Source organism: Pseudomonas sp. RGB, from assembly GCF_007713445.1.
In the GTDB taxonomy this organism is placed as follows: domain Bacteria; phylum Pseudomonadota; class Gammaproteobacteria; order Pseudomonadales; family Pseudomonadaceae; genus Aquipseudomonas.
Genome location: NZ_VMSH01000012.1, coordinates 72,463 through 89,521 on the forward strand (window position 1 = coordinate 72,463; position 17,059 = coordinate 89,521).

Consider the following 17,059-nt stretch of genomic DNA (forward strand, 5'->3'; position numbering starts at 1 on the left):
GCTGACCCAATTCTTCGCCTACGTCACGCTTTCGCTCTTTTCAATGTAAGGGCGAGCATAGCTGTCGAGACTGTCCCCGGCATCAGAAAAATGTATGTGAGCTCGGGTAGCGTGCGCGTGCAGTACGCGAGAACCATACCCCAAATCATCGCAATCACTGCTCCTGATGCCAGTAAGCCTGAGTTGCGCACAATGGGTCTGGCCGCCATTGAAAGTGCATAGATCTTCCATGCCGACCCTATCGCGAATGCCGAGACGATTACTGCGCCTATAAGTGCTAGCGTCCCGAGCGGAGGACTCTTCGCGACAAAAATGAGCGGAATAAAGAATGCCACGACGCCGACTGCGAAGAGAATGGTAATTGGTAGAAAGGCGCCAACCGCTGCCACTGTCAGTCCGATGCGTAGCTTTATCAGGTTATCCATTTCCTGCATCTTGAGCCCTATAGCGTTATCGGGCGGAGTTATAACCGCCAACGCGCCACCATTTCAAGCGTGAGAGAGAACCATGGACCGGTCATACCCTCCATCGTCACTTCTTGAGTTGTCCGAGCTTTGCGACTTCGGTATCCGCCTGACACCCGCACCTGACGTAGCGGGCTGCCACTGATCTTCGAGTGCATGGCAATTCTAAGCAGGAATTGAAGCCCTCGCTTACCATTGGCGGCTTACCGCCAACATTTGGTAGGAGAGTGGGGGACGTGCAAGATCAGCACAAACCGTTTGATTGACAGTCTTGCAGTGTTGATCATCAAGCGCTGGATCAGAATGGAGCGGTTATGAATCGAGTATGGAAGATCTCAGCACTTGTCTGGTTGGGGCTCTTAAGCGCCTGCACGATCACAGGGCCAACATTTACACCTCTTGAAAACGTGGATTCACAACAGGGTGTCATCTATGTCTACAGGCCCAGTAACTACGACATGGGCTTAATGTCTGCCTTGATTTCTTTGGATGGCAAGCAAGTAGCGTCTCTGGAGAACGGTGGTTACATAGCCGTACCTGTTGCACCCGGTGAGCACAGGGTCACTCAGAAATGGAAAGCTGGAATCCTGGGGAATTCTGATCTTGAGGGCGGCACCACCGCCGTTGTCATCGACGTTAAAAGCTCAGATGCCTCGTACATCAGCCTCACGTCCAGCAGCGCAAGAGTGCGTGTAAACCAATCAAACGCTGTCAAGCTGCATTGGCAGCTTAATAAAATCTCTGCCGACCAGGCATTGCCCGAGATTTCTCAATGTAGAAAGGTTGAGGCGATCTAGTTCCAATCGGGTCGCAATATCAACAGCTAAATTGCGCGCAAAGAAAAGCCCGCGATGGGGATCAGCGGGCTTAAAGGGATGTTCACCAGGAGCTTGGGTTAACCATAGGCGCTCGACTGTGAAAAGTTTGTGAGTGTCTGGCGAGGTCACTGCCTGGATTGCGATATAACGGCAATGGCGTCCACCCAAAATCCGTGGGCAGCCATGCCAAGGGCTTTAGGCGGCCTACGGTGCAACACCGCGCCGTGATGACATAAAGGCGTTATTCTGGGTACAGGCGACGCAGCATGGCGCCGCCGTTTCGCTTGTATCCGCCGGTAAGCATCAGGAGATCCTGTGTCCACTTCCGAGCTGACTTCGCACATCTTCAGTACGCCCCGTCATACGACGCACTATGTGGCGTCGGGGCCTGCCGAGGGGCCATTGATGATGTTCCTGCACGGCTGGCCGGAGCTCGGTCTGATCTGGCGCGCGCAGATGGAAGCGTTCGCTGCCCAGGGCTGGCACTGCGTTGCACCCGACATGCGCGGCTATGGCGGCTCTTCTGTGCCGGCGGACACCCGCGCGTACACCATTGAAAACATCGTGGCGGACATGGCAGAGCTTCATGACCATCTCGGTGGAATGCCCGCCATTTGGGTGGGCCACGATTGGGGCAGCGTTGTGACGGGTGAATTGGTCGCTCATCAGCCCCAACGCAGCCGCGGCGTTGTGCTGATTTCGGTCCCGTACTTCCCCACCACCAACGCGTTGCCGACGCTCGTCCCGCTGGTTGACCGAACAATCTATCCGGCAGACGAGTATCCAGACGGTCAATGGGACTACTACCGCTATTACAACACGCACTTCGCGTCCGCCGTCGCTGACCTTGATGCACATAAAGCCGCATCACTGGCTTCGATTTATCGACGAGGCGACCCTGCGAGCATCACTAAAGTCGCATCAAACGCCCAAGTCACCAGCAAAGGAGGGCGGTTTGGCGAAGCGCACCGAGCCCCGCCCACCCAGCCCGACCCCGCGCTCTGGCCGCAGACGGACTTCGCAGCACTGGTGCGCAGTTTTGAGGAGCATGGTTTTCGCGCGCCCTGCGCGTGGTATTTGAACGACGATGCCAACATCGCTTATGCCCATCGAGCGCCCAATGGCGGCCGCCTGTCCTTGCCCGTACTGTTTGTGAACGGCGACTACGACCCGATGAATACCATCAAGGGTAATCAGTTGGGCGAGCCAATGCGTGCGGCCTGCGCAGACCTCACTGTGACGAGCTTATCTGGCGGGCATTGGTTGCCGGTGGAGTGCAAGACCGAACTCGTCGAGGCAATCAGTACCTGGCTTCAACGCAGAAACTTACGATGAATATCGAGACATTCATGTTGCGGTGCGCCGGCTAAGGCTTATGAACGTTTCGGCATGGCTCATGAACACGGCCATGATCACCAGCCGGTTATTGACAGGCCTCACTACCCGGCAAACTGCGCGTCTGCCGGGCTTGAAGAGCGTTTAAGGCATCAAGACCGAGTCGACAACGTGGATCACGCCGTTGGACTGCATCACGTCTTCGATGCTGATACTTGCCTTACCGCCTTTGGCATCTACCACCCAAAGCTTGCCGTCGTGCAGCTTGATATTCAGCGACTCACCTTGAACTGTTTTCAACACAACGGTGCCGCCGTTCTTTTTGGCGTCGGCCATCAGTTGTGCCGATGTATGAGTGCCGGGTACGACATGGTAGGTCAGGATTTTAGTCAGGTCGGCTTTGTGTTCAGGCTTGACCAGCGTATCTACGGTGCCTGCGGGCAGCTTGGCAAAGGCTTCGTTTGTCGGCGCGAATACGGTGAATGGTCCTTTGCTATTAAGCGTATCAACCAACCCGGCAGCCTTGACTGCTGCAACCAGCGTCGTGTGGTCCTTTGAATTGACCGCGTTTTCCACGATGGTTTTACTGGGGTACATCGCTGCGCCTCCGACCATCACAGAGTCGGCGGCGAAGCTTGCGGTTGCAGTTACGGAGAGAATAGCGAAGCAGGCTGCTGCAGCAATTTTTTTGTAAAAGGCGTGCATGGTGTATCTCCTTGGCTCGTATGCCCTCCGAGTGAGGGTATTGAATCTACGCGCCAGCGATCAAAGTGGATGCACCCGTTCATACAATAATTTTGTGAGCGTCTCGCGTGTTCGCTCAAGTTTCTTCCTGAAGTGGCCGCCGCACCCACCACATCTGGCTACCCGCCAAGACTCACACAAAAGCCCCGTTAAAGCGGGGCTTCTGCATTTCTGGGATGAAAGACGCTCGACGCAGGAGCCTCCGATTATTTCTTCTTACTTGAACAAACCACCGATGGCGTTGATCGCATCCGCGGCCTTGTTCATGTTTTGTTGGCGTTGAGGGTGGGTGTCCACCTGCGCCTGAGCGTTGTAGTTGGAATTACTGCAGCTTTTGTTGGTTTGCGTCAACGCTGCCTGGAAGGCCGTCGCGCGCAAGGTGTCACCCTTGGCATTGGCCGCGTTTATGTTTGCCTGGAGGTCGCGGATCTGTTGCTGGCAGGAGGCGTTATTGGTGTTGAGGGTGTTGCTGTTGCTGGCGCCGCCCAGGGCAGACGACAGGGCGCCTGTCAGGGCGGTCAGGTCGGCAGCGTGGGTGGGCAGAGTAAACAGGCTGAGCAGGGTGGCGGCTGGCGCGAGTTTGGAAAGACGCATGGCAAACCTCAATGTTTGATTGCCTGCGCTCAAGTGGGGACCCGAGCTGGCGCAGAACAATATCCGTATAGAGGTGAGCGCTCGGGTGAAGCGAAATATAGGTTGGTCAATTATTGACCTTCAATATCGACGTTGCATAAATGTGAGTTGTTTCACGTTGTGCGTCGGCCATCGCTGGCGGCCCATCAGGTTTACAGCGGCTCTACCTGCGCGCGGTAGTAAACATCCGAAGCTCAAAGCGTTAAGACCGAGCGTTGATCGGCACCATTCGTCTAATGCTTTGCACTCTGAATGCTGCGCCGTCTCTCAAGCTTAAGTGCGCATTTCCCGTGCGCCAAAGCGGAGAGTCAACATGGAAATCAACGAGAAGGCGCCAGGAAACCTTTCCCAACAAGCCGTGACGCGCGGCACAGACAACGAAACGGGCCACGATCCGCGCCAAGATGAGGGCGCGCTCCCATTGCCGCCTGACGACGACGCGCCACTGGAAGAGGATATGTCGGATGTGGATGCGGCTGATTCAGTCGCGAGTGAACATCCCGATAATTGATCATTTCACTTCAGCGAACCCGGCCACTGCGCCGGGTTTTTTATTGCCTGCAGAACGTGATCACCCATGCAACCCGTCTAGATCAATGGTTTTAAGGCGACTCGGGGTTGCCATGCGTGGTTTTGGCGATTAACCTGAAAATGTTTGAATTGTTACGAATAATTTCGGGTGCGACCGATTTCGGTTTTGCACGACTTCAGGATGAGGAACGAAAAATGTTTTCACACGAAGGTCCCGCACTAGAGCTGTTACTGTTCGTTTTTGGCTTGGCAGGCCTGCTTCTGGTCGTCTGGTTCTGTCATCACCAATACGAGCGAAAAACCGGGAAGGGCGTTAAAAAACAACAAAATCGTAACGAAAGCTGTTCGAGCTAGGGTGATCAACGCGGTGCCAGCGGTCGGCCAGTAAGCCTGACCGCCGGCAAAATGCAGCGTTACGCGACGGTGCAAATCCAGCGGTGATTTTGCCGATACGGCGCGCGGGTGAAGTGCACATCTGAAACCAAATTCAGGCCGCGCTCCTGAAGCGCTTCGGTCAATGCTACGAGTGTCTCTGCTTGGATAGTCATTGCTGTTACCTCGTCAGATTTACTGCGTTCATAGTTCTTGACCGGGCGGGCAACTGACTAATTCAAATTATCTATGCGCGTGCTTAACCTCTTGCGCTGGGTGGCGATTGGTTCAGCGTCATCGCTCATTCATCCAGTTCAATAAACAGGTGAAATGGAGCAAAAAAACCGCGCAGCCAGTGCTGTGGTACGACGATAAGGCGAGTATCCAATGAGAATCGCAGACAAAGAAAAGCCCACGATGGGGGCGCGGGCTTAAAGGTGTTCACTTAGGAGCTGAGTTGAGCCTATGCGCCCGACTGTGAAAACCGTGTGAAATGCGCTCCTCGGTTAGGCTTTTTTGCACCTTGGCGGCGTGCTCACGTACTGTGCGGCTTCCTTAACCAAACTTTGCGGTGGTGTTTGCATGTCAGATGAAGTGCGGCTTGTCGTCATTATCAATACGCAGCCCGGCAAGGGCGCCGAGCAACGTGCAGCGTTCGCCAAACTGGCCCCATTGGTCAGGGCTGAGCAGGGCTGTCTGCAGTACGATTTGCACCCCGTGGTCGGCAAACCCGACAGTTTTGTCTTGATCGAAAAGTGGGCTTCGAAGGACGCCCTGACCGCCCACCATGAGGCCGCTCATATGGTTGAAGCAGCCAGGCACAATCCGTCTTTTCGCGCCGGCCCCGCGACCGTTCTGCTGTTAGAGGATGCGCTCTAGCCTCATAGCTGCACCCGCCGCAGCCTGCCACTGAGCGGCGCCACAGTGCCGTCGGGTGTCGGCAGCGGTCGGCCCGTCAAGCCCATGCCTTCGCTCACCACTACCGCGTCCTGCACCACACACAGGTTGGACGGCGTATCCAGCCCGCGCGCGAGCACTTCAACTGTTGCGTTGCGCAGGTCACAGCGCAACAGTCGCCCGGTAAAGCGGGTAAAGCCTCCGTGCAGCGGCTCGCCGTTCCAGTCCGGCAGCAAGGGCTGTTGCAGATGGCTGCACAGCTCCAGCACCAGCAGATTGCCTTGCGGGCACAGCGCCAGCCCGGTGGGCAGTTGCAGGCCGCGAATCACCACTTCGATTTGCCCACTGGCCGGGTGAACTCGAATCACTTGCCCGGCGTAGTCGGCAAAGTCGATGCCTTTGCGCGCGGGGTCGCCGTGCAATTCCCCAGAGAACAAGCTGATCAACACGGCGTCTGTGTGCGGCTCGTACACCAGGGTGACAGGAACAGCTTCCTGATCCTCATCCAGAACGGGCAATTGCGCGAGCACGCGTTCTTGCTCGCCGTGGCTGAACTCCACCAGTTGATTGGTATCCGGTTTCACCGCCAGCCAACTGCGTCGCGTTGGGTGGTAGCACAGCGCGTTCAGGTTGCCACGGCTGTGGAACACCGGCTCGGGCGGGTTGTATTGCAGGTCGAGCAGTCTGGAACCGCCGACGTAATCGGTCTGGCTGGCCAGGCAACGTCCGTCACCACAGGCGATGTCGGACAGGCCCATGATTTCATCGCGCAGCATGCGCGCCTGCAGGTTCATGCTGCGAAAACCCTGGGCGAGCACTTCGCCGGGCAGATAGGCCCCAGGCCTCAGCGGGTCAGGCTGCAGCCGACTGATGCGACTGCTGAACGGCTGGTCCGCCACGCCTGAGCCGGCTTCGGCCAGCCACAGGCTGCCATCGGCTTGCAGGCTCATGCCACGCGGGTTGAGCAGGCCTTCGGCGATAACGCTGCTCGGACGCAAGGCTTCGATGGGCTGTGCGGGAATATGAAGTGTCATAGCGTTTGCCTCCTATTGCGGTGGCTGCCACGGGCTGCCGGTGAGATAGGCCCGCAGCAGTGCGCGCTGGGCGGGGGACATCGAGCGCACCACCGGCATGAACAGCGTGGTGCCTTTGTAGGCGTCCGAGGTGCGCGCGAGGATGGCGTTCTTCGCGCCCATGATCGCGTCAGGCTGGTTCAACGGCACGTAGCGCGACATGGCGGGGAAGGCCAGATAGTGAAAGCGCAGCACATTCGGGTACACCTGTTGCCAGGTAATGACGCTGCCCTTGGCGATGCCAAAGTCGGTCTGAGCGTATTTTCGGAAGTTGGTGAAAAAGGCGCCGTCGTCCACGCCATTGGCCGTGTAGGTCAGGGCCACGAAGCCCGCCTGGGCGGCGCTGCCGGATTTGAGCGTAACGGGGAAACTCACCGTCTGTTGGCCAGCATTCACCGTCAGCGAGGTCGGAAAGTTGAGAAAGTCCGTGTACTGCTTCTGCTCGTAGACGCCCGGCGCACTCGCTGCGAGGCTGACTTTGGTGGCGCCGGGCACCGGCCCGCCCAGGTAGCGAACCTGCAAGGTGACCGTCAGGCCGTTGGGGTAATCCTCCAGGTACACGTTGCGCTGATCCGCATACACCCGATAGGTCGACTCGGTCGCCTGCAACTGAGTCCCGGCCACCTGGCCAGGGGCGTTGATCGCCAACGGCGTGGTCCTGACGGCCTGCTGCTGGCTGGTGGTCAGCGCCACATCGACGATGCCGCCATACACGTAGTAATTGACCAGCGGGCTGGCAGTCGGGTTAAGGGTGATCAGCGGCGCGGCACCGGCTGAAATGGTCACCGGCCCATAATTCGCATTCGGCCCGATCGGGCTGGTGATGTCGTCCCGTACCGCGCGGAAGGTTTGCTTGGGAATCACGTTGACCATGTCCAGGCTCAACAGCCCGTTATTGCCCAGCGCCGCATAGGCGGCGTTGTTCGTGGCTGCGTTGACCAATTGCCGCCCCGGCTGGCAGCTCAGCGGCTCGCCGGCAAACGCCGGGGCCAGCGTACCGATGACCCGGCCAATGCTCGGGTTGGGCGTGTATTTACCGGCAGCATAATCGGCATCGAGCTGCGCGGTGGTCATCTGCGGGCACATCTCGAACATCACGAAACGCAGGACGATGCCCGTCGCGCCCGGCGCCTGGATGATCGCCTTGAGGCCGCTGCTGTTCGGGTTCCAGCTGACGATGCTGCTCAGCGGGAACGTCAGCTGGAACGTGCCGCTGGCATGGAACGATCCCGGAGCGTCCATTTTTGCCGGCTCGAGCACGCGCCCGGTCACGTCGAAACTGCTGCACACCGCATTGCAGCGAATCAGCAGCTGGATATTGTCGTTGCTGCCGATTTGCAGGCCGCCGACAAAAATCTGCGTGGTGGTCGAGGCGCTGGGGTCCAGATCCACCATCATCGGCCCGGACACCGGTGCCTGGCCGCTCACCGGGTCCACCGAACCGAGCAGGTACACCGGCTGACCGACCTGGTCACCCGTTGTACTGATATTGCCGGGGCTGCCTTGGGAACTGATCAAGGCGTTCTGCATGTCCACCACGTGCTGGCCGTAGTGGTTCCAGCCGCCGGCGGTGTAGTAGTTGCCGTCGGGCGCGTTGATCATGCTGTTCAACTGGTCGTCGGTGTAAGACTGCGCGCCGGGTGCCAGGGTCGACGTGGTCAGGTCGAAGAGCGGCCATTGCTTGTTGCCATTAAAAGGAATGGTCGGCGAGTTGTTCGGCAAGCTCACGTCCGTGCGGATGCCGCCCCAGAAATTCAGTCGTGGTCCGTTGAGGATGCTCATGGTCTATTCCTTGCCCGTGGCGTGTGGGGTGATGGGGCTGTTGGCAAATTTGAACAGGTAGGAGAAGTCGGACTTGAACGGGCTTTTCACCGGTGTCGCCATCGAATGGCAGTTCATGCAACTGCTGGTGGGCTGGATATAGCTTTCCATGGTCACGTTGGCCGACAGCGCCGGGGTCGGCTGGCCCAGTGGGTTGCCTGGGTTGTTCGGCATCAGCGGGCGCTGGGTGGTGATCAACTGGTAGTACTTCAATACGCTGCGTTGCAGGCCCGGATCATTGCGATAGTTGTTGTTCACCCAACTCGTTACATCCGCAATGGGCGTCACGCGGTTCAGCGGGTTGGGCGTCTGGAATGTGGTGCCGGGCTTGGGCACGCAGACCAGCTGGGTGCCTTGTGTTTGCCAGTTGCAGGGTGACTGGTTCAGCGCGGCGGCGGGCGCGGCCGCATTGAAGTAGGAATAGGCCGTGCCGGGAGCCGGTTGATCGACCCATTGACCGTTGACTTTGGCTTTGGGCGGCACGTTCTCGACCTGCTCGAAGGTGGACCAGATCCACTGCGGGTAACCGTTGACCTTGGTGATGATGTGCAAGCCCACCAGGCCCAAGTACGCCTCGCCGACGCCAATGCGCTGCCCCTGGCTGTTGAACCGCGCCACGCGGGCAAACTGCGTGAGGTAGTGGCTGGCATTGTCACGGGCGGTGAGCACGCGCCAGCTGGATTTAACCTCGATCACGCCATTGGGGAAGTTGATGGTATTGGCCCTGGACACCACATTCGCGTTGTAGAAGTTATTGCCGACGATGTAGTTGTAGGACGCCTGGTTGGCCGAAATATCGTAGTAGGTCGGGTTGCCTGCCTGATCGATCAACCAGCCGCCCACCGCCTGGTCGATGGAGTTGACCAGTGAGCTGTTTTTCAGCGCTGCGATGTTGATGATGCCCAGGCTTCTGGCGGTCAGCGGGCTATTCCACGGCCCGGGGTTGGCGGCCCCCGGCAGGAAAATTTCGCTGACGGTCTTGTAGGTCTGCCACACGGTATAGCCGGGGTCGCCGGGCTGTTTGCTGCAATTGGGCGCGCCGCGCTGCCCGTCCTGTGCCGGCCAGTTCAAGGCAACAAAAAGCTGCCAGCTGTATTGATCGAACTGGTCCTGGCTGGCAGTGGCTGCGGGCGCGCTCGTGGGCGGCTGGCAATTGAGTTGCGTGGCCAATGCCGAGGGCTTGCCGCTGTCGTCCCTGGCAAAGGCGCCGGGGCTGAGCAGCATCAGCAATAGCAACAGTCGGCTCAAGAGGCTGGCGTTCATAACACACTCCTTTGAAAACCGGGTGACAGGGGCGTCACCCGGTGGTCCTGTGCGTGGCTTACGCGTAGTCGTTCATGCTCAGCGGGACGGGTGGATAGTTACGCTTCACCAACGCCTGCGCCCACAGTTCCAGCACGGCGCGACGGCTTTGCGGCATGTCCCGCGTGATGGGCATCGCCAGCGTGCTTTCCTCCTGATAGGCCTTGCTGATCAACACGATCAGTTGGTCGACGGCGCCCTCGATGCGCGTCAGGTTATTGAGCGGCATGTACTTGCTCATGATCGGGTAGAGGTAATAGAACGGCTGCAGGATGAACGGGTAGATGAAGGTCTCCCAGATCAGCTGGCCGGCATTTTCACGCTGATAAATCAGGTTCCAGGCGTTGACGAAATCCTGCTGCATCTGCGGTTCCAGCGGCAGTACACGCAGCGGCGCGAGAAAATCGGTAAAGGCCTGGTTGAGCGGAAAGCTGAAAGGAATCTCCGGTTCCTGCTGGCCTTCCTGGACAAAGAAACGCAAGGTCGGAAAGCCCGGCGCCTGGGCCGTGACCGTCAGGTTGGCGATGCCATTGGCATCGGTCTGGATCTTGGTCAGGCTAAATTGCACCGGGCTGTTCAGTGGGTCTTGCAACGTGCGTTGCAGGGTGATCGGGTTGGCGAACGTCAGCGTCGGGCTCAGGGCGACAGCGGCGGGCGTCGGCAGGAATTGCTGGTAGGTCACCGGCACGGTTTGATCGGCGGGCACCGCCAGCCGGGTTGCCATGAGCTGGCGGCCCGTGCCTTCGGTGATCTGGCCGGCCAGGGTCTTCGCACCGACAAATTGCGGCAGGCAGGGGCTGTTGTTGGCCGGGTTCTGCGGGTCGTTATTGAACAGCGAAAAGTCCGCTGCGTTACTGAACGCCAGGTAGTAATCGGTGGTGCACAGCATGTAGGCATTGCCGTATTCGGCCACCCACAACGTGGTGCCGGCCGGTGCGGGCTGGCCGTCGTATTGCACCATCACCTGCAACGTCTTGGTGTCGCCCACGTCGATAAAGCTGGCGCTCTCTACCACCTCGGCAGTCCACAGTTGCTGGGTCGCGGCGATGACCGGCGTGGTGCCTTGCTGTTGCAGTTCCAGCGTGCCGGATTGCAGCTGCGCCTGGGCCTCGACGGTGAGGGGCAGGTCGAGGATGCCGGCGCGCTTGTCGAACGCCAATTGCTGGTAATCGTCATAGCCAAAGCTGGCCAACGGGCTGAATTGCGTGCCTTGGCGGATACCGATCTGGTAGTTGCCGGCCTGGTACTTGGCCGCGACCGGAATGTCGGCTTTGCTGTCGATGGGGTAGAACGGAAAGGCGTTGCCCAGGTCCAGCGACAAGGTATTGCCATGGGCCTGGGCCGAGATCACGCCCAGTTGAACCTGGCTGGTGGTGCCCGGTGAGGTTTTGTAGATCGCCACCTTGGCGGCCGGCACCAGGCGCCTGCCTGCCGGCGCGGTGGGGAATTCATCCTCAAACCACAACCCCAGGCTGCCGACGGTACGGCTATAGGCCGGGTTGAAGAAAATATCACCGACGTTATCCAGCGCCTGTTGATACATGGCCTGTACCTTGGCCTGGGCTTCGGGCGTGGCGCTGTGGGTGTTGATGGGTGGGTAGTTGTTGAAGATGCCGTTCTTGTCGTAGCAGGTCAGGTAGGTGGTAAAGCGGAACATCAGCCCCTTGGCCTGTTGTTGCGCCATCTGCGCCTGCAGGTTTTGCAGCAAGGCCGAGTTGCCGATCACCCACTCCAGGTTTTCTTTCGCAAAGCAGGTCTGCCAGGTGGTGGTCACGTACGCCAGGCCGCCGAGGTTGGCCCAGTTGAAATTGAGGAAACGGTCGAGCATGCGATGCTCGCGGTTGAGCGTCAGGCCGCATTGCGCATTGCCCAGCACCAGCTTGTCGAAGTACAGCGCGGTGAAAGTGTTCTGCCACGGGCTCACGTCGACAAAACGCGCCGGCGACGTCGGCGCGCCGCCAAACGGATTGCCGAGCAGCTGATAACTTTGATTGATCAGCGGGTCCTGGCTGACGTAACCACCGTCGGGCAACTCGCCGCCGGTGATCACCGACTGGGTCTGGTTGTAGCTCACGGTGCCGCAGGCGTTATCGCCGAACAGGTTCCACTCGCCGGGAATCATGGGGGATGCCAACTGCCCGGCATTGCCCGGCACCTGCATCACGTAGTCCGGCACGGCGGCCGGCGCCAGTGGTGCGATGGTCCACGGCAGCAATTGGCTGGCGGCGTTCAGCGGCGTGATCTTGAAGGCTTCCAGGAACCGCCAGTTCATCTGCATTTTTACCGCATCGTAAAGCGGGTACATGTCGTTGTTGTTGGCGGTCGGCGGGTTCCAGAACATATGGCCGCCCAGGTAGATACGCGGGAAATTCAATACGCTCATGTGAGGCTCCTTAGCGTTGCCACTGGGCGCGTTTGAGCGACCAGACAAAGTCCAGTTTGTGATACCCGACAAAGTCGGAAGCCGGCAGTGCGGCGGTTGGGTAAACGATGCCGCCGTCTTGTTTGAGGGCGAAATTGAAGTAGCCCTTGGTCGGCGAATACGCGGCGGTGCCGTGGCAGGCGAAACACGACGACTGGTTCTGGAACGCCGATTCCAATTGGGAGTTGGCGAGCAGCGTGGGCGTGGTATTGGATTGCACGCCGATCAACTCGTATTGCGCCAGCGTGGGGTTGCTTGCCTGAAAACTCGTATTGACCGGCTGCGCCGCCGGGGTCGGCCCGGTGCTGTTGGTCATCGGCGTGGGCGGGATCGCGTTGGTCACGGTGTACTTGCTGTTGTTGCGGTTTTCGAAGGTGGTCCACACCCAGTCGGGGTTCAACTTGTTGATCACATGCAAGCCGCTCAACGCGGCATAGCCGACCACGTACTCACTGCCTTGCTGGTAGTAGGTCTGGGCGATGTAGTAGCCATCGTTGGCCAGTTGCTGCTGGTAGGTGGGGTTGTTGCCGATCCACAGCCAGGCGGCCTTCAGCTCCCAGGCCGTGGAGGGAAAGTTGAGGTCGCTGGTCAAGGCGGCCTGGCCATTCACGTTGTAAACCTTCTGCTGCACGATGTAGTTGAAGGTGTCCGGGCCCATCAGCAGCTGAAACCGCACCGCCTGGCCTTGCTGGGCTTGCGGCACCTGGCCGCCCATTTCCAGGATCAGCCCGTCCACCTGTTGCGTGGCGTTGAGGTTGTGAAACAGACGATTGACGTTCATGCCCATCGCCTGGGCTTGCGTCAGCACCGCAGCGGGCACGGGTGTGCGCTGGGCGTAGGGCAGGGGTTGCGTGCCATTGGCCAGGTAAACCTGGTCTGAAGGCTTCATGGTTTCCCAGGCCCGATCAGGGCTTTGTGCCGCAGCCGGTTGGTTGAGGCAGACAAACCAGTTCCAGGCCAGGGTCTCGGGGCTCTGGGTGAAGGTGGCTCGCGTCTTGTCGAGGTTGCCGCCAAACTGCAGAAAATTCGTGCAGTCGAAGGCCGTGCTTGCGCCTTGGGCCTGGGCCAATCCGGCCAGTGCACTCAGGACAGTGATAGATAAGGCTCGCCGCATGGAAGCTCCTTGGCATTGGCCAGTTCGAGGTGTGGGCGCCCCAGGAAATGTTCCAGGAGCAGTTGCTTGACTGCCGTCGCCGCAAGCTGCTGCGGTAACGCCAGGTCGCAATTGGTGATCAGCAATGGGCCGGTCTGTGCGCTGCTGGGCAGGCGGCCGTGGCTGCCACGCACCAGCGTGGTGTCCAGCGCGATCAAGTCCATGTAGTAGCGAAAGCCGAGCTTTTTTTGCAGCAGGCGGCGCGCCATTTTCAGTTTGGGGAAGCGAATCGCCGGGTCGATGAACAGCTCGACCGGGTCGTAGCCAGGCTTGCGGTGGATGTCCACGGTGCGCGCAAAGTCCGGCGCCTTGCGCTCATCCAGCCAGTAGTAGTAATCGAACCAGTACCCCGCGGCGGCCACGGCCACCAGCTCGCCGCTGCGCGGGTGATCGAGCTGCCAGGTGCGTTGCTCGGCTTTATCGAGCACTTGCTCGATACCGGGCTGGCGCTGCAGCAAGGCTTTGATCCGCGCAATGTCCTGTGCCTGCTTCACGTAGATGTGCGCAACCTGATGATCGGCCACCGCAAACGCCGCGCTGGCGCCCGGGTCGAGCAATTCCCAGCTCAAGGATTGGCGCACCTGCAATAGGCCTTCGGCGCGCAGCACGCGGTTGATCGACACCGACTGCTCGACCGCTTCGATGCCGTACTCGGACAGCACCATCACCGCCGCCCCCTGCGTCTCGGCGAAGGCCAGCAGGCGCCCCACCTCGGCGTCGATGGCGCGCACTTCATCGGCAATCGAGGGGTGCTCAGGCCCCACGCGCTGCAAGCTGTAGTCGAGGTGAGGCAAGTAGATCAATTGCAGGTGAGGGCGATTGATCTGGAACTCGGCCATTGCGCAATCGACGATCCAGCGGCTTGATGCAATGCCCGCCGCCGGCCCCCAGAAGCCATGGAAAGGGAACTCGCCAATCTGCGCCTCGATCTGCTCATGCAGCCCGGGCGGTGACGAATACAGGCCGAACTGTTTGCGCCCATCGGCCGGGTAATGCGGGCGCGGGGTGATGGCGGCGTCTACGTCGGCGTACATGTTGTACCACCAGAACAACTGGCTGCAGCGAAAGCCCGGCAGCTCGCGCTTGAGCGTGTGCCAGACCTTTTCGCCCTGGATCAGCGCGTTGGGTTGCAGCCAGAAACGCACCTCGGCCTGATCGCGAAAGTACCAGCCATTGCCGACAATCCCGTGCTGCGACGGCGGTGCGCCGGTGAGGATCGAGGCCTGCACCGTCGAGGTCACGGCGGGGAACACCGGTTGCAGGCTGGCCATCTTGGCGGTCTTGAGCAGGGTGTTGATGTGCGGCGTCGCTTCGCCCAGCAGCGAGGGCGTCAGCCCGACCACATTGATCAGCAGCAGCGGTTGTTCAGAGGGCATCGGCGTAGGCCTCCCGCACATGCAACAGGTTGCGCTGGCGCAGTTGCTCTTCGACCCAGCGCAGTTCGGCGGCGATGCCGGCCAGTTGAGCGGCCTCGGTAGCGGGCCGCAATTCAACGGGCAGCACGCCCCAACTGTAGGTTTCCACCTCCAGCACCGGGCGAAAATCGGCATGCGCCGCCAGGTAATCGAAGGTCTGCGCCAGGGCAACCTGACTGCCGCTGAGTTCGGGCAACAACAGGTGGTCGCTGAACAGCGGGATGTGGAAGTGGATGCGCAGTTCGTCGAACCCGGCGCAGTCAGTCAGGGCGGCCGGCAGGTCTGGCCAGGCCACTCGATGGCCCTGGGCCGTGAGCGCTTTCACCTGGTGCAAGTAGGTGAGTTCGGCGAAGCTGCTCAGGGTCGTGAGCACGTGTTCGCGCCGGCTGGCATCGTCCGATGGCAAGCGGCAAATCATCGCGTTGGACAGCTGGACCTTGCCCACCGGCACCCCGGCCGCGCGCAGCCGTTCCAGCGACTGGTAGCAGTCTTCGAACATCACCGCCTGATGGCACACATCGAAGCACAACGCCAAGTAGGCATGGTTGGGGTCCATGGCTTGCCGACGCTGGAAAAACGCGATGGCCTGCTCGGTGTTTTCCAGCACGCAGTCCGGCTCCATTTCCAGGCAGAACACGATTTTCTTGCCGGTTTGCCAATGCAGGTGGGCGAGTGCGGCGGTGAGTTGGCTCAGATGCTCGTCGGCGCGCGCCTGCAATGCCGGCGTCCAGGTGGCGGCATAGCCCAGCGGTACCGTGGAAATCACGCCGTGGCGGCAGTCGTTTGGCAAGGCATCGGCGAGAATGCGCGCCAGGTCCAGGCTGTAGGCCAGGCGTTGCGGGTCGGCCCAATTGGGCAGGTAGACGTCGGCTTTGACGGCGCCCCGATGAAATTCGCCATAGGGAAAACCGTTCAGTGAGGTCAGGCGCAAGCCGCTTTGCGTGAGCAATGCCAGGAACGGCACGCGCGCCGATTCCTGCTGCAACTGCGCCGCCGCGTGAGCGCAAATCCACAGGCCGCTGTCCTGTTGCCGCAGCCCGCGCAAACTGCGCACGCCTTCAAAGTGCTGCTTGATCGAGGCACGTAACCCGGCCAGGTCGCGGGTCGGGTGCACATTGCTGCAATACCCGAGTTGGGCGGCCGTCCAGCCGTTGCCGACACTCATTTGACCACCGGTTCCTGGCCGCGCAGGGCCGAGTTTTCCTGCCATTGCTTGCGCTGGTCGATGGGCAGTGGCGTGCTCACCAGCGCCTTGTCGAGCTGGCCACTTTGGGCAAAAAAGTCCACCGGGTTATGGAACAGCACCTGTTCCACCTGGGCTTCGCTGAAGCCTGCGGCCAACATCGCCTGGCCGGTCTTGGGCACTTTGAGTGGGTCGCTGATGCCCCAGTCGGCAGCGCTGTTGACCACCATTTTTTCGGTGCCGTATTCCTTGAGCAGCGCGACCATGCGCTGCTCCGACATCTTGGTGTTGGGGTAGATGGAATGGCCGCGCCAGCACTCGCTGTCGAGCACCAGCGGCAGGGTCAGTTCGTTGAGGTGGTCGATGATCACCAGGTGCTCGGCGATGCCTACTTCACGGATCACCGCGAGGGTGCGTTTGGTGCCGCCGATCTTGTCGCGGTGCGGCGTGTGCACCAGCACCGGCAGGTTGAATTGCTTGGCCAGCTCCAGCTGCGCGGCGAGAAAGCGGTCCTCTTCAGGGGTGATGTCGTCGTAGCCGATTTCGCCCACTGCCACCACGCCGTCCTTGACCAGATAGCGCGGCAGAATCTGCAGCACTTCATTGGCGATCGACAGGTCATTCGCTTCTTTGGGGTTCAGGCCGATGGTGCAGAAATGATGAATGCCAAACATGCTCGCGCGAAAGCGTTCCCAGCCCAGCAGCGTGTCAAAGTAGTCGACAAAACTGCCGACACTGGTGCGCGCCTGGCCCTGCCAGAACGCCGGTTCGATCACGCCGGTGATGCCGGCGGCGGCCATGTTCTGGTAGTCGTCGGTGGTGCGGCTGACCATATGAATATGCGGATCGAAGTACTTGAGCATGGTGAATCCTCGTCAAGGGCAGGGGCGGCGTTG

Annotated in this window: 15 protein-coding genes; 4 read left to right on the forward strand and 11 right to left on the reverse strand. The window is 60.0% G+C overall.

Annotated elements, in window-relative coordinates; translation table 11 throughout:
* Positions 1-23: 23 nt before the first annotated feature.
* Positions 24-425: a hypothetical protein gene (locus tag FPT15_RS22550; RefSeq protein ID WP_145164766.1), complete on the reverse strand. Its 402-nt coding sequence runs from the start codon at positions 423-425 to the stop codon at positions 24-26.
* Between the two features lie 353 nt (positions 426-778).
* Here FPT15_RS22550 and FPT15_RS22555 point away from each other — a divergent pair, with 353 nt between their 5' ends.
* Positions 779-1,261, forward strand: a complete 483-nt coding sequence (locus FPT15_RS22555; protein ID WP_145164769.1) for a DUF2846 domain-containing protein — start codon at positions 779-781, stop codon at positions 1,259-1,261.
* A 336-nt stretch (positions 1,262-1,597) separates the two neighbouring features.
* Entirely contained in the window at positions 1,598-2,617 is a 1,020-nt protein-coding gene (locus tag FPT15_RS22560; RefSeq protein WP_145164771.1) for an alpha/beta fold hydrolase, read from the forward strand.
* A 144-nt stretch (positions 2,618-2,761) separates the two neighbouring features.
* On the opposite strand, the gene FPT15_RS22565 is transcribed toward FPT15_RS22560, so the two are convergent.
* Entirely contained in the window at positions 2,762-3,322 is a 561-nt protein-coding gene (locus FPT15_RS22565) for a fasciclin domain-containing protein (RefSeq protein ID WP_145164773.1), read from the reverse strand.
* Between the two features lie 255 nt (positions 3,323-3,577).
* On the reverse strand, positions 3,578-3,955 hold the full coding sequence (locus FPT15_RS22570; RefSeq protein WP_145164774.1) for a DUF1090 family protein: 378 nt from the start codon (positions 3,953-3,955) through the stop codon (positions 3,578-3,580).
* Positions 3,956-4,307: 352 nt separating this feature from the next.
* On the opposite strand from FPT15_RS22570, the gene FPT15_RS22575 reads away from it, so the two are divergent.
* Positions 4,308-4,505, forward strand: coding sequence for a hypothetical protein (locus FPT15_RS22575; protein ID WP_145164776.1), 198 nt, complete (start codon positions 4,308-4,310; stop codon positions 4,503-4,505).
* A gap of 974 nt (positions 4,506-5,479) precedes the next feature.
* Positions 5,480-5,776: a putative quinol monooxygenase gene (locus tag FPT15_RS22585; RefSeq protein WP_145164780.1), complete on the forward strand. Its 297-nt coding sequence runs from the start codon at positions 5,480-5,482 to the stop codon at positions 5,774-5,776.
* Between the two features lie 2 nt (positions 5,777-5,778).
* Here the strand turns inward: FPT15_RS22585 and FPT15_RS22590 are convergent, their stop codons facing one another.
* The 8 genes from FPT15_RS22590 to FPT15_RS22625 are packed head-to-tail and all read right to left on the reverse strand — an operon-like array spanning position 5,779 to position 17,026.
* Entirely contained in the window at positions 5,779-6,828 is a 1,050-nt protein-coding gene (locus FPT15_RS22590) for a hypothetical protein (protein WP_145164782.1), read from the reverse strand.
* A gap of 12 nt (positions 6,829-6,840) precedes the next feature.
* Positions 6,841-8,649 carry a hypothetical protein gene (locus tag FPT15_RS22595; RefSeq protein WP_145164784.1) on the reverse strand — a complete coding sequence of 603 codons (1,809 nt, stop codon included), beginning with the start codon at positions 8,647-8,649 and terminating at the stop codon, positions 6,841-6,843.
* 3 nt (positions 8,650-8,652) lie between these two features.
* On the reverse strand, positions 8,653-9,951 hold the full coding sequence (locus tag FPT15_RS22600; protein WP_145164786.1) for a hypothetical protein: 1,299 nt from the start codon (positions 9,949-9,951) through the stop codon (positions 8,653-8,655).
* 58 nt (positions 9,952-10,009) lie between these two features.
* Positions 10,010-12,373, reverse strand: a complete 2,364-nt coding sequence (locus FPT15_RS22605; protein ID WP_145164788.1) for a hypothetical protein — start codon at positions 12,371-12,373, stop codon at positions 10,010-10,012.
* 10 nt (positions 12,374-12,383) lie between these two features.
* Complete coding sequence (locus tag FPT15_RS22610) at positions 12,384-13,526, reverse strand: hypothetical protein (RefSeq protein WP_145164790.1); 1,143 nt, start codon at positions 13,524-13,526, stop codon at positions 12,384-12,386.
* The gene (locus FPT15_RS22615) at positions 13,496-14,941 is read right to left on the reverse strand and encodes an alkaline phosphatase family protein (RefSeq protein ID WP_145164792.1); all 1,446 of its coding nucleotides are present in this window, start codon (positions 14,939-14,941) and stop codon (positions 13,496-13,498) included. Before FPT15_RS22615 ends, FPT15_RS22610 begins: the two co-directional genes overlap by 31 nt.
* Complete coding sequence (gene eboE, locus FPT15_RS22620; RefSeq protein WP_145164794.1) at positions 14,931-16,145, reverse strand: metabolite traffic protein EboE; 1,215 nt, start codon at positions 16,143-16,145, stop codon at positions 14,931-14,933. The genes FPT15_RS22615 and eboE overlap by 11 nt, the downstream gene beginning before the upstream one ends.
* Positions 16,142-17,026 (reverse strand): TatD family hydrolase, encoded by an 885-nt coding sequence (locus tag FPT15_RS22625; RefSeq protein ID WP_145164796.1) that lies wholly within the window; start codon positions 17,024-17,026, stop codon positions 16,142-16,144. The genes eboE and FPT15_RS22625 overlap by 4 nt, the downstream gene beginning before the upstream one ends.
* Between the last annotated feature and the right edge of the window lie 33 nt (positions 17,027-17,059).

What these genes read in the sequence shown, in the direction of transcription:
- FPT15_RS22625 (WP_145164796.1), bottom strand. Translation starts at nt 17,026, where the DNA reads ATGCTCAAGTACTTCGATCCGCATATTCATATGGTCAGCCGCACCACC.
- FPT15_RS22575 (WP_145164776.1), top strand. Translation starts at nt 4,308, where the DNA reads ATGGAAATCAACGAGAAGGCGCCAGGAAACCTTTCCCAACAAGCCGTG.
- FPT15_RS22555 (WP_145164769.1), top strand. Translation starts at nt 779, where the DNA reads ATGAATCGAGTATGGAAGATCTCAGCACTTGTCTGGTTGGGGCTCTTA.
- FPT15_RS22605 (WP_145164788.1), bottom strand. Translation starts at nt 12,373, where the DNA reads ATGAGCGTATTGAATTTCCCGCGTATCTACCTGGGCGGCCATATGTTC.
- FPT15_RS22585 (WP_145164780.1), top strand. Translation starts at nt 5,480, where the DNA reads ATGTCAGATGAAGTGCGGCTTGTCGTCATTATCAATACGCAGCCCGGC.
- FPT15_RS22565 (WP_145164773.1), bottom strand. Translation starts at nt 3,322, where the DNA reads ATGCACGCCTTTTACAAAAAAATTGCTGCAGCAGCCTGCTTCGCTATT.
- eboE (WP_145164794.1), bottom strand. Translation starts at nt 16,145, where the DNA reads ATGAGTGTCGGCAACGGCTGGACGGCCGCCCAACTCGGGTATTGCAGC.
- FPT15_RS22610 (WP_145164790.1), bottom strand. Translation starts at nt 13,526, where the DNA reads ATGCGGCGAGCCTTATCTATCACTGTCCTGAGTGCACTGGCCGGATTG.
- FPT15_RS22570 (WP_145164774.1), bottom strand. Translation starts at nt 3,955, where the DNA reads ATGCGTCTTTCCAAACTCGCGCCAGCCGCCACCCTGCTCAGCCTGTTT.
- FPT15_RS22615 (WP_145164792.1), bottom strand. Translation starts at nt 14,941, where the DNA reads ATGCCCTCTGAACAACCGCTGCTGCTGATCAATGTGGTCGGGCTGACG.
- FPT15_RS22600 (WP_145164786.1), bottom strand. Translation starts at nt 9,951, where the DNA reads ATGAACGCCAGCCTCTTGAGCCGACTGTTGCTATTGCTGATGCTGCTC.
- FPT15_RS22550 (WP_145164766.1), bottom strand. Translation starts at nt 425, where the DNA reads ATGGATAACCTGATAAAGCTACGCATCGGACTGACAGTGGCAGCGGTT.
- FPT15_RS22590 (WP_145164782.1), bottom strand. Translation starts at nt 6,828, where the DNA reads ATGACACTTCATATTCCCGCACAGCCCATCGAAGCCTTGCGTCCGAGC.
- FPT15_RS22595 (WP_145164784.1), bottom strand. Translation starts at nt 8,649, where the DNA reads ATGAGCATCCTCAACGGACCACGACTGAATTTCTGGGGCGGCATCCGC.